The organism is Holdemania sp. (genome assembly GCF_986127675.1).
In genome coordinates this window covers 26,640-37,863 of sequence record NZ_CFQZWI010000017.1, presented here as the reverse complement: position 1 = coordinate 37,863, position 11,224 = coordinate 26,640, and the positions used below count along the sequence as shown (strand labels likewise).

Annotated in this window: 10 protein-coding genes; 7 read left to right on the top strand and 3 right to left on the bottom strand. The window is 51.8% G+C overall.

Annotation, left to right across the window (positions count from 1 at the left end; all coding sequences use genetic code 11):
* Nucleotides 1-303: a hypothetical protein gene (locus AC5OW4_RS04730; protein WP_493676718.1), complete on the bottom strand. Its 303-nt coding sequence runs from the start codon at nt 301-303 to the stop codon at nt 1-3.
* Nucleotides 304-426: 123 nt separating this feature from the next.
* Here AC5OW4_RS04730 and AC5OW4_RS04725 point away from each other — a divergent pair, with 123 nt between their 5' ends.
* The 6 genes from AC5OW4_RS04725 (at nt 427) to AC5OW4_RS04700 (ending at nt 8,490) form a co-directional block, all read left to right on the top strand.
* Nucleotides 427-1,305 (top strand): LysR family transcriptional regulator, encoded by an 879-nt coding sequence (locus tag AC5OW4_RS04725; protein WP_072685558.1) that lies wholly within the window; start codon nt 427-429, stop codon nt 1,303-1,305.
* A 344-nt stretch (nt 1,306-1,649) separates the two neighbouring features.
* Nucleotides 1,650-2,738 carry a BMP family ABC transporter substrate-binding protein gene (locus AC5OW4_RS04720; RefSeq protein WP_229056942.1) on the top strand — a complete coding sequence of 363 codons (1,089 nt, stop codon included), beginning with the start codon at nt 1,650-1,652 and terminating at the stop codon, nt 2,736-2,738.
* 43 nt (nt 2,739-2,781) lie between these two features.
* The gene (locus AC5OW4_RS04715; protein WP_195397777.1) at nt 2,782-4,305 is read left to right on the top strand and encodes an ABC transporter ATP-binding protein; all 1,524 of its coding nucleotides are present in this window, start codon (nt 2,782-2,784) and stop codon (nt 4,303-4,305) included.
* Complete coding sequence (locus tag AC5OW4_RS04710; RefSeq protein WP_083538655.1) at nt 4,289-5,362, top strand: ABC transporter permease; 1,074 nt, start codon at nt 4,289-4,291, stop codon at nt 5,360-5,362. Before AC5OW4_RS04715 ends, AC5OW4_RS04710 begins: the two co-directional genes overlap by 17 nt.
* On the top strand, nt 5,352-6,260 hold the full coding sequence (locus tag AC5OW4_RS04705; RefSeq protein WP_072686130.1) for an ABC transporter permease: 909 nt from the start codon (nt 5,352-5,354) through the stop codon (nt 6,258-6,260). The genes AC5OW4_RS04710 and AC5OW4_RS04705 overlap by 11 nt, the downstream gene beginning before the upstream one ends.
* Nucleotides 6,261-6,270: 10 nt before the next feature.
* On the top strand, nt 6,271-8,490 hold the full coding sequence (locus AC5OW4_RS04700) for a CehA/McbA family metallohydrolase (RefSeq protein ID WP_072685563.1): 2,220 nt from the start codon (nt 6,271-6,273) through the stop codon (nt 8,488-8,490).
* A gap of 200 nt (nt 8,491-8,690) precedes the next feature.
* On the opposite strand, the gene AC5OW4_RS04695 is transcribed toward AC5OW4_RS04700, so the two are convergent.
* Nucleotides 8,691-9,152 (bottom strand): DUF1307 domain-containing protein, encoded by a 462-nt coding sequence (locus tag AC5OW4_RS04695; protein WP_072685565.1) that lies wholly within the window; start codon nt 9,150-9,152, stop codon nt 8,691-8,693.
* 282 nt (nt 9,153-9,434) lie between these two features.
* Between AC5OW4_RS04695 and AC5OW4_RS04690 the strand changes: the two genes are divergently transcribed.
* Nucleotides 9,435-9,722, top strand: a complete 288-nt coding sequence (locus AC5OW4_RS04690) for a TetR/AcrR family transcriptional regulator (protein ID WP_072685567.1) — start codon at nt 9,435-9,437, stop codon at nt 9,720-9,722.
* Between the two features lie 395 nt (nt 9,723-10,117).
* Here AC5OW4_RS04690 and AC5OW4_RS04685 read toward each other — a convergent pair whose 3' ends face one another.
* The gene (locus tag AC5OW4_RS04685) at nt 10,118-11,047 is read right to left on the bottom strand and encodes an aldo/keto reductase (RefSeq protein ID WP_195397258.1); all 930 of its coding nucleotides are present in this window, start codon (nt 11,045-11,047) and stop codon (nt 10,118-10,120) included.
* Nucleotides 11,048-11,224 lie beyond the last annotated feature (177 nt).

Genomic DNA, 11,224 nt, shown 5'->3' with positions numbered 1-11,224 from the left:
TCATGATAAATTCAAGGCAACTGAACTCTTCACGAACAAGTATGGCATATCTTTCATCGCTTTCTGTAAAGTCAGGATGGCCTGACCGCCAACCGCTTCAGTTTCTTTGTCTCCCTGGATCACGACGTCGGCGAGCGTGCCGTTTTCAGTGGTCAGTGTGACGGAAACTTCGCCGCCGAATCCCTGAGCGGCCGCGGTTCTCGATCGAGTTCCGGTTTCGCCGCCCGGTGTTTTCGAACAGCCGGAAAGCAACAAGGCGCCAATCAGAAGCAGTATGTTGAATCGTAGAACTTGCTTTTTCATTATTTTCCCTCCGTTTGATAATAATTTATCATAGCCTGCGATGATGTGGAGAGGAGCGTTCGTTTGCATTGGGTGCAACAAAAGTTACATTCCTGTGTTACAATAAGCGAAAGGGGTGGGATAATGGATGTGATCCAATTACATTATTTCCGGACGATTGTGGAGCAGGGAAGCCTGAATAAGGCCGCGGAAGCACTCTATATATCAAGACAAGGATTAACGAAAATTATCCGGAAAATGGAACAGGAGCTGGGTGCGCAGCTGTTTGACGTCACGGGTACCGGCGCTGTCCCGACGCGATTCGCGGAAGCCTTGTATGAACGTTCGGAAGACTATATCCAATTTCATCAGGATTTTTTAAGTGAAGTCCACAAACTGAAGCAGAAACGGACAAACGAACTGGTCATCGGCTTACAATCCGGATTTTCGGAAGGTTTTGGCAAAGATTTTCTGGCGAATTTCATCATTCAAAATCAGGATCTGGCGATTCGCGTTCGTTCGGTTACGAAGCAGCGGCTGGCGGAAGCCATGGAACAAAAGGAGATCCCGGTCTGGATCGCAACGGGAAATTACAACGAAGCGGTTTTCCATTCTTTGCATACCAGGAAAAACAAGCTGTTTCTGCTTGCCGCGAAAGATCATCCGCTGACGCGGCAGGACGAAGTCCGGCTCGCGGACCTGAATCCTTATCCCTTGATCGGCCTGAGTCACGACATCGGCCAGGCGGGGAAGACCAATGCTGAAATCAGTAAAAACCGGCTGAAAGCTCCCGATTATTATCTGAATTCATCCGATCGGGATTTGATTATGAGATTAGTTCAGAGCGGACTTGCCGTCAGTTTTAACGCTGGCTGGCAATACACGGAATACCCGGGGATCGTCGCGCTGCCCTTAGCGGATATGCATGTAGAAGTACAGCTCCATGTGCTGCTTCGCAATGATGTGGCGGTGAACTCATCCATTCAGCGGCTGATCGACTACATAGAGAATTTCAGCGGTTAAAGACGGACCCTGCAGCCCTGTGAATTTGCGGATAAACAGGAAATACAGGAGGCCGCGCTGGATCAGCGAAGCAACAACGTTGCATTTCAGACGCTGCCGTGTAAGAATAAAACTGATCTTTAAAACTCTCAAACAAGTAAAAAACAGGGTTTTGCGGACTGTTCTTTCAGGGATCGAAGCCGCGATCGAAGTGGATCAACTCAAAGCGCAGAAAACGCTTACAGAAGAAACGCGAAGATTCATATGAAATATAGTAAAAGTGACATTTGTCACTTTTTTTGTAGGCTTTTCCATGATATAAAACTACTGTATTTGTAAGCGTTATGCTTACCAGGAGGGAAAAGATGAAAAAGTTAGGACTTCTCTGTACCGCTGCACTGCTGACTTTATCGCTGGCAGCCTGCTCAGGCAACGGCGGCAAACAAGGCGGCACAGACAACAACGGAGGCACAGCCAATAACGGCAATAAGCAGGTGAAAGTGGCGATCGTTCTGTCCACCGGGGGACTGGGCGATAAGAACTTCAACGACATGTCCTATGATGGCTTGTCTCAGGCCAAAGAAGATTTCGGAATTGATTTCCAGTATGTTGAACCGGAATCAGCCAGTGATTTTGAAGCAGGTTACCGCCAGTTTGCGGATGCCGGCGTCTATGATTTAATCATCGGTCTGGCAACCGATCAGAACGATGCTCTGACGGCGGTGCAGGCGGATTATCCGGATCAGAAATTCTCGATCATCGACTCGTCTCTGGAACTGCCGAACGTCAGCGCTGTTTCCACAAAGTGGCAGGAACAGACATTCCTGTGCGGCGTTTACGCCGGCTTAGGCACGCTGTCTGAAATGCCGAAAGCCAATGCGGACAACGTTGTCGGCGTTATCCTGGGCATGGACAATCCGAATCTGCGGTCTGGCGTCGTTGGTTTTGAAGCGGGTGTAAAATATGTCAATCCGGAATGTGAAGTTCTGACGGCGACGGTCGGCAGCTTCAACGATTCTGACAAAGGTAAAAATATTGCAATGTCGATGTATAACAAGGGCGCAGATTTCATCCAGCACATTGCCGGAGCTTCCGGACTGGGTGTCTTCAATGCTGCGAAAGAAGCTGACCGCTATGCATTCGGCGTCGGCGGAAACCAGAATGCGATCGAACCGGATTATATCCCGGCGACCTCGATCCGCAACGTCAACGAAATGGTCTACAACGAAGTCAAGGCTTTAGTTGAAGGCACATGGACCGAAGGCGTCAAGATCAGCGGCTTAAAGGAAGAAGCGGTCGGTTATTCCAATGAATTCTCCAACGTTGAAGTTCCTGAAGACATCGCGGCGGCGATTGCGGATATCAAAGCCAAGATTCAAAGCGGCGAGCTGGTCATCTGCGAAACAGAAGATGAACTGGACAGCTGGGTATCTTCCAATCAGTATACAAAATAAGCTGAAAACAAGTTGATTTTGTAAAAAGAAAAAGGAGGAAACAATGAACAGTGTAGAAATGATTGATATTGTTAAGCAATATCCATTAGTGCGAGCTGTTGATCATGTTTCCTTTTCTTTAGGTCAGGGAGAGATTCATTCCCTGCTGGGAGAAAATGGAGCCGGCAAATCAACGCTGATGAAAATCCTCTACGGTATGACGATGCCGGATGAGGGTGAAATCCGCGTAGACGGCAAGCCGGTCAAGATCAAGAGCCCAAAAGACGCGATCCGGCTGGGGATCGGCATGGTGCATCAGCACTTCATGCTTTCCCCGGTCATGAGCGTTACTGAAAATATCATCGTCAATCACGAGCCGCGCAAAGGCTGGCTGATCGACGAGAAGAAGGCCGAGCAGGAGATTCAAGCCCTGATCGACCGCTTTCACTTCAATATCAATGCCAAAGCGAAGGTTCAGGAATTATCCGTCGGCGAGCAGCAGCGCGTCGAGATCCTCAAGGCGATCTACCGCGGCGCCAACATTCTAATCCTGGACGAACCGACGGCCGTGCTCACGCCGCAGGAAGTCGAAGAACTGTTCGTCATCATGCGGAATCTGAAAAAGGATAACAAGTCGATCATTATCATCACGCATAAGCTGAAGGAAACACTGGCGATTGCCGACCGGATTTCCGTTCTGCGCGATGGGAAGATGGTTGAATCCGGATTGCCGCTTGAGCATGTCACGACCAGCGATCTGGCAAAAATGATGGTCGGCCGCGATGTTGAACTGAATGTGCGCCGGGAAAATACGAACATGGGCGAGGAGTTTTTCCAGATTCAGGATTTAAAGCTGAGCGAGCGCGGCGTGCAGGTGCTTAAAGGCATCTCGCTGTCAATCCGCAAGGGCGAAATCCTGGGGGTCGCCGGAATCGAAGGCAACGGCCAGACCGAACTGATCGAAGTTTTGACCGGTCTGCGCAAAGCCGATTCCGGGACGATTACGATGGGAACGAAAGCGATCCATGGAGATGCCCATACCTTCTTAAAGCATAAGATCGGACACATTCCGGAAGACCGCCTGAGCCGCGGTTTAGTCGCGGAAATGTCGATTGAGGACAATCTGATTTTAGGCTATCATGACGAACCGCAGTTTCTCAAACAGGGACTGCTTCAGAAAAAAGCTATCCAGAGCTACGCCGAGGAAGCGGTCGGCGAATACATGATCAAAACGCCGAACGCGCGCGAATTTGTTTCCTCGCTCTCCGGCGGAAACCAGCAGAAGGTGGTCATCGCCCGGGTGTTCAAGCAGAACCCGGACGTGCTGATCGTCGCCCAGCCGACCCGCGGAGTCGATGTCGGCGCGATGGAGTATATCCATCATCAGCTGCTGCGCTTGCGCGATGAAGGTAAAGCAATTTTGTTAATTTCAGCGGATCTCGACGAAGTCCGCTCGCTGTCCGACCGGATCGCCGTGATTTACGACGGCCGGATCGTCAGCGTTCAGCAGGCCGAGGATACCGACGAGCTGTCGCTGGGCCTGTTGATGACCGGAGGAAAGGAGGAACACCATGAGCAAGCTGTCTAACCGGCTGATGAAAACCAGTCCGATCGTGATCTCGCTGGTGTCCTTCGTTCTGGCGATTCTGGTCAGCTGCGTGATCATGCTGCTGTGCGGTTATGATCCGATCTTCGCCTATTCCGTGATCATTGAAGGTTCGCTTGGGTCTGTGCGTTCCTTCACTAACACCCTGATCCAGGCGACGCCGCTGATTTTTACCGGTCTGGCGTTTATGGTCGGCAAGAAAGCCACGCTGATCAACCTCGGCGTCGAAGGGCAGATGGTGACCGGTGCGATGGTTGCCGCTTTAGTCGGCATGACGCCGCTGCCGCTGCCGGGCATTCTGCATCTTGTACTGGCCTTGTTGAGCGGTGTGATCGGCGGTGGTCTGGCCGGTGCGCTGATCGGCTTTCTGAAAGTCCGTTTTGGCTCCAACGAAGTCATTACGACGACGATGACCAATTTCATCATCGTGAATTTCTGCGATTATTTAGTCAATTATCCATTAAAAGCTGAGGGCGCGGTCGCGCAGACCGAGAAAATCGTCGACGGCGCGCTGTTAGGCAAACTGATTCCCGGTTATCAGCTGACCTGGGCGATTGTGATCGCGGTGCTCGCGGCTCTGATCGTCAAGTTTGTATTGGAAAAGACTCGCTTTGGTTATGAAATCCGGGCGGTCGGCTTGAACATGAAGGCTGCGGAAACGGCCGGCATCAAGGTCGGCGGCGTCATGATGAAAGCGATGCTGTTCAGCGGTGCGTTGGCCGGTCTGTGCGGCGCGGTGCATGTGACCAGCGTCGGCAAGCGGTTTATCAGCGGTTTTTCACCGGGATATGGCTTCAGCGGGATCTCCGTCGCAGCGCTGGCCAGCGATTCACCGTTAGGTATCATTTTGGCAGGCATCATTTTCGGCGCCTTAAAAACCGGTGCGATGTATCTGAATATGATGAGCCAGATTCCGACGGAGTTTGTCAGCGTCATTCAGGCGTTAGTCGTTATCTTTGTTTCCGCGCCGCTTCTGATCCGGGCCTTGATCGGCGCGGACCGCAAACCAAAGAAGGGAGGACGCAGCTATGCTGAATAATATCACAGGCATTCTGAGCACGATGTTCTCCATGTCCATTCCGCTGATTCTGGCGGCGCTGGGCGGCGTGTATTCCGTGCGCAGCGGCATCATGGCGCTGGGCCTTGAAAGTATGATTCTGACCGGCGCGTTTACGGCTGCCGTCGGTTCGTTCTATTCCGGCAACGCCTGGATCGGTCTGTTGTGCGGGATCTTGGGCGGCATGATCTTCGGATTGTGCCACGGCCTTCTGTGCATCCGCTATAAGGTCAATCAGGTCATCAGCGGTATCGGCCTGAACCTGTTAGCCACGGCGGCGTCCACGCTGCTGATGCAGATTATCTGGGGCAACAAGGGCAATTCCGAAGCCGTCGCTTCCGTCAACACCAAGCTGACGTTCTTAAAGGACGTGCCGGTGCTCGGCGATATTTTCAGCCGCCAGTCAGTGCTGCTGATCTTCACGATTCTCGTCTGTGTCGCCAGCTGGTTCATCTTATTTAAAACGCCGTTTGGTCTGCGCTTGCGGATGGTCGGTGAAAATCCGAAGGCTGCCAGCAGTATGGGCATTCCCGTCCGGCGGATGAAGTATATCGGCGTGTTGGTCTGCGGTGCGCTGGCCGGCCTGGCCGGGGCGTATTTGTCGATCGACAGCCTGAATATGTTCGTGCGCGATATGTCCGCCAGCCGCGGCTACATCGCGATCGCGATCGCGATCCTGTCGCGCTACAATCCGCTGAACGTTCTGTTGTGCGGTTCATTGTTCGCGCTGTGCGATGCGGTTCAGATTTATGTTCAGGGCTACGGCATTCCGTCGCAGCTGGTCCAAATGATCCCGTACATCGTCACCCTGCTGGTTCTGGCGTTTGGCGTCAAGAACATTCAGCCGCCTGCCGGTGTTGGTAAATATGAAGACGAATAAAGGAGGAACTATGGAACATTTCAAGAGTACGTCCGTTGAAATCACGGATATCTGGCAGAGCAGCTGCCAGTACCCGGACGTCACGGTCAACAGTAAGAACGAAGTCTTTGCGGTCTGGGAAAAATATCTCGATCACACCGAGGTTATCCAGTTCGCGCAGATGATTGATCATCATCCGCACAATGAAGTTCAGATCTCCGGCAGCGGCCTGGCACTGCGGCCAAGCATGCACACGTTCAACGACCGCGTGATCACCGCCTGGTCGGAATTTGAGAATGGCGTGTGGAAGCTGTGCGTCCGCGAATATCAGGACGGCGTGTTCGGCGCGATCCAGGTGATCGACGAGGGCGAAGCACTGTTCTATCCTTCCGTTAAAGACGACGGAATCCATCCGGTCGTCGTATACAACCGTCAGGGCGTCGGCTTCAGCGATACGATCGTTGCCACGCTGGGCGAAACGGTGACGCTGGAAAAGGTCAACACCGCGGTGAAGACGTATCGTCCATGCTTCGATCATGACGGCAAAGGTCATTGCTTTGTCGCTTATGATCTGTATAACGGCGTGAACTATGACGTCGTCGTGCGCGCCAAGATCGACGGGCAGTGGAGCGAGGAAGTCAAGCTGAATCAGACGGCGATTTACAGCACGCATCCGGTCATGACCCGGGTCGGCCAGAAGGTCACGATCGCCTGGTATGAAAACGGCAAGCACTGTTATTTCAGCAACAACGTAATCGACGTGGAAGTAAAAGACGGCCAAGTTGTCACGTCCCATTACGCGGTACTGACGGAAAACCGCAACTGGTACAACAACATCGACATCACAGCGAACGCTCAGGGCTATACGGTGGTCACCTACACCTGGGGCAAATACAACGCGATTGTGCGCGTGCGTGATTTAGAAGGCGTCTGGTCGGAACCGGTCGTCATCACCTACAACGACAGCCAGTGCGCCGTGCGTCCGCATATTGCGCTGGATGAAAGCAATGTTCTGCATTATATCTGGCAGTTCGGCAACAAAAACGGCCACATGCACCGTTACGCGTCGATCGTCTACAACGAAGTCGCGCTGGACGTTTTGCCGCAGTTCTATGATTTAGAGATTGAAAAGAAGATCGATCAGTTCGTGCAGCCGATCCCGGCGGAAAAAGCGCTGGACAGCCGCAGCGCGGAAGAAGTCGCGGCCTGGCTGAAGAAGAACGGTTATGAGAACCTGATGCTGACCTTCGGCGATATCCACGGCCAGTCCAATCTGTCCGACGCGCTGGGCGAGATTGATCAATATTATCACTACGCGATCAAGGACGCCAACATGGATTTCTGCGCGCTGACCGACCACGACGATTATCCGGATATCGCGACGGATTCCGAATGGGAATGGAACCGCACGACGCGCAATCTGTTCAATGGGGAAAAGAACTTCGCCGTGCTGTTGGCCTATGAATGGACGTCCAACGAATACAAGCATGATTTCGGGCACAAGAACGTCTACTACCCGTCCAGCACCGGCGGCCTGTACCGCAGCACCGATCCGGAAGGCAACAACCCGACGGTGCTGTTCGCGAGCATCAAGAAGGACGGCGGCCAGTGCATTCCGCATCATCCGGCAGCCAACTGGGGTCTGGTATCCGCGGCGACGGACTGGGATTACCATGATCCGGAAGTCCAGCGCGTCGTTGAAATCTTCTCGCGCCACGCCGACTATGAGAAATTTGAAAACCAGTCGAAGTACACGAAGAATATCATGAAATTTGAACGCCACTGCGCTCAGGACGCGCTGGCTCGTGGCTATCACCTGGGCTTTATCGCAGGTTCTGACTCGCACCAGATGGAGCATGGCGTCGAAGGCGGAATCTTGGGCGCCTTCGTTCCGACGCTGACCAGTGAAAACGTCTGGAACGCGATCTACAACCGCTTCACTTACGGCACCAGCGGCGCCCGGATTCTGGCCTCGCTGAAGATCGGCAGTCACCACATGGGTGAAGAAATCATGATTCCGGCCGGGGAAGCGGTGAAGCTGGACGTCAGCGTGCTGGCGGTCAACGAGATTCGCAAAGTGCAGATCATCAAGAACAACGAAGTTCTCGTTGAGAAGGAAAACTGCGGTCAGGCAGTGGACTTCACCTTGGAAGACAGCGAACGCGGCGAAGAAGATTTCTACTATCTGCGCGTCGAGCAGATCGACGATCACTGCGCATGGTGTTCGCCGATCTGGGTTACCCGCGGTTAAATTGCGGTTTCGTTTTACGCTGAATAACAAGCTGGATTTAGAGCGATCACAGATAAAATACGAAACAAACCAAAAACGAGCAGTTCGGTTCAGTCAACCGTCCTGCTCTTTTTATTTACGTTGAAAAAGAAAAAAGAAGAGAAAAGTTTCTCCCAAGGAAGAAACTTTCTCATCTTTATTTTGATTTTCAGTTTATAGGTTTATTTGCAATCGAAGCCCTGGTCCTTCATATCCTGAACAACCTTGTCAAAGCTCATGTCCGTGTTGGAGAAATCAAATCCCAGATTCTTTAACGTATCCGGATCCGCTTCCTTCAGGTTCATTTCAATCGTAGCGATGATCGTGTCTTCGATTTCAACCTTGGTTGTGACGCCCTTCATGTCTTCCGTGATGCCGGACTGGGTAAGGATGGCGTCGATCATCTGTGTTTTTTCTTCTTCCGTGATCGTTGTAAAGTCAATGTCGCCGAACATTGATTTATCGTAGATCATCTTTAAAGAAAGAACGGTAATATCGTTGTTTTCAGCCGTCAGATCATAGGTAGCCGTCATTAAGCCTTCCTGCGTATAGCTGCAGGAAGCCGTCTCGGTCTTCGTTTTTGGTGCGCTGGAACAGCCTGCGATCAGTAAGCAGGCGAGAAGGGGCGTAATAATCTTTTTCATTTTTCCTCCATGAAGCGGAATTCCGCAATCTTACAGTTTCCCCACCGATCGCTTGCCTTTGGCAAGTCCCTGAATCAGATCGGCGCGGACTACTGCTTCCTGTATTATAAACGATAAATAGAAATTTTTGTATTCCAAAATAGAAATCCGTACATGTTCAGCGAATGAATGAAGTTTTCATTAATGGATTTCAATAAAAAACAAGAATCATCGGTCCGCCAGCTTACTCGAGCTCAGGCAGCGCCGCAAAGTGATATGTTAAACGCATAAAGGGGAATCACTATGGGAAACGCAGAAAAACAGACCAGGCAAAAAATTATGACGATCGCCAGGGAACACTTTTCCCGTTACGGGTATGCCGGAACCAATCTGGAGGCGATCGGTAAGGAAGCCGGAATGACCCGTGGTCCGCTTTATTATTACGTTAAAAAGGCATTGGTTTCCGCCAGCACCAAAATTTATAGAACCGAATCTTTTTGCCGAAGATCAAAAAATGAAAACAGAAACGAAAACGGTGCAGACCGCAGCGGGATAATCCCTGCCGGTCCGCCGCTTTTTATTACCAGTTGAGTTTCCGGCTGATGAATTGTAATTTGCAGAAATCAACCGCGGGCGGCGGGTTTCTTAATCGCCGCGGATAAAAGAAACCCAATCCCGACAAAAAACAGAATCCCATAGAGTCAGGCTGCAGGCATGCCTGTTTGCGGATCGTTGATTTCAGTTTAAGCGCTGAGCGGTTAAAGTTTCGGGTTAAACAAGGGCAGACCTCAGGCCAATGACCGTAGGGGCTCAGGGCTTGTCTGTGGAAATTTCAACTTCGTTAAGAATATGAATTCAGTTGAAGCGGCAAGGCAGGGAAGAGGCTGGATCAGAAAGGATATTAAGAAGCATGCGCAGGAGAAACGCCCTCAAACAAAAACCCGCTGGCATGCGCCGACGGGTTGAACGCTGATTTATGGAAGAAGTCAGCACGCTTTCAGCCTGGCGTACAGTTCGTCGTCCAGACAAGCGCTGCCGGCTTTGGCGTTAGCCTTAGCCTGATCCGGCGATTTCGCCCCGGGAATGACAACCGGGCTAACCGGATGAGAAAGGATATAGCGCAGGCTGGTCTGAACCAGATTCTCTTTGCCCGCCACTTCGCGCACACGGTCCAGCCGGTCCATTTTCTGAAGATAGACTTCCCGTGCGCTGCCGCCTTCATTAAACGGCATGCGGATGGTATCGGTGAAATGCGTATCACGGGTATAGTGCCCGGATAAAATCCCCTGCGCCAGCGGTCCGCGCACGAGCACGCCGATGTTGTTTTCCAGACAGTAGTCCAGCATTCCGTTAGTTTCCGGCGTCTTGTTGATCAGCGAATAATCCAGCTCGACGACCTCGCAGCTGCCGCGCCGGTTGAATTCCTTCAGCACGTCCAGATGATCGGTCGATATGCCGTAATGACGCACCAGTCTCCGTCGTTTCAGCTCCTCAAACCCTTCCAGCCATGGCTCGACTTCCGCCGGTTGTAAATCGTTGAGATGACACAGCGCAATGTCGAGGTAGTCTGTCCGCAGGCGAAACAGCGAGGCATGGCAGGCTTCGATCACGATATCGGCGCAGGTGAACTGCATCGCGCCTCCGAAGCGCTTCGCCCAGTTGCCGAATTTTGAGATCAGAACGACGTTTTCGCGGATTCCCTCCAATGCCCGGCCGAGCCGTTCTTCTGAACAACCGCCGGGTATGCCGTAAGCATCGGCGGTATCAAAGACCGTAATCCCGCTTGCATAGGCGGCCTGAATCGTTTCGTAAACCTGTTGATCATCCAGTGCGCCCCATTGATTGCCAATGTTCCAGGTTCCCATTCCCACGGCGGAAACCTCCATCCCGGTTTTTCCAAATTTTCTTTTCAGCATGCTAAACCTCCTGATTTTTCCTTATTATACCATATCCACTGCCGCCTTTTTTGATATATGCCCGATGATCGTCCTCTGCGGCAAGGGTCTTCAGCTCTTTTACAAGCAAGCGTTATTCGTGAAAGTCGATCATTTCGGATTTGTCCGTCAAAATATTCGAGGGTTCGCCGATTGCTG

What these genes read in the sequence shown, in the direction of transcription:
- AC5OW4_RS04730 (WP_493676718.1), bottom strand. Translation starts at nt 303, where the DNA reads ATGAAAAAGCAAGTTCTACGATTCAACATACTGCTTCTGATTGGCGCC.
- AC5OW4_RS04725 (WP_072685558.1), top strand. Translation starts at nt 427, where the DNA reads ATGGATGTGATCCAATTACATTATTTCCGGACGATTGTGGAGCAGGGA.
- AC5OW4_RS04720 (WP_229056942.1), top strand. Translation starts at nt 1,650, where the DNA reads ATGAAAAAGTTAGGACTTCTCTGTACCGCTGCACTGCTGACTTTATCG.
- AC5OW4_RS04715 (WP_195397777.1), top strand. Translation starts at nt 2,782, where the DNA reads ATGAACAGTGTAGAAATGATTGATATTGTTAAGCAATATCCATTAGTG.
- AC5OW4_RS04710 (WP_083538655.1), top strand. Translation starts at nt 4,289, where the DNA reads ATGAGCAAGCTGTCTAACCGGCTGATGAAAACCAGTCCGATCGTGATC.
- AC5OW4_RS04705 (WP_072686130.1), top strand. Translation starts at nt 5,352, where the DNA reads ATGCTGAATAATATCACAGGCATTCTGAGCACGATGTTCTCCATGTCC.
- AC5OW4_RS04700 (WP_072685563.1), top strand. Translation starts at nt 6,271, where the DNA reads ATGGAACATTTCAAGAGTACGTCCGTTGAAATCACGGATATCTGGCAG.
- AC5OW4_RS04695 (WP_072685565.1), bottom strand. Translation starts at nt 9,152, where the DNA reads ATGAAAAAGATTATTACGCCCCTTCTCGCCTGCTTACTGATCGCAGGC.
- AC5OW4_RS04690 (WP_072685567.1), top strand. Translation starts at nt 9,435, where the DNA reads ATGGGAAACGCAGAAAAACAGACCAGGCAAAAAATTATGACGATCGCC.
- AC5OW4_RS04685 (WP_195397258.1), bottom strand. Translation starts at nt 11,047, where the DNA reads ATGCTGAAAAGAAAATTTGGAAAAACCGGGATGGAGGTTTCCGCCGTG.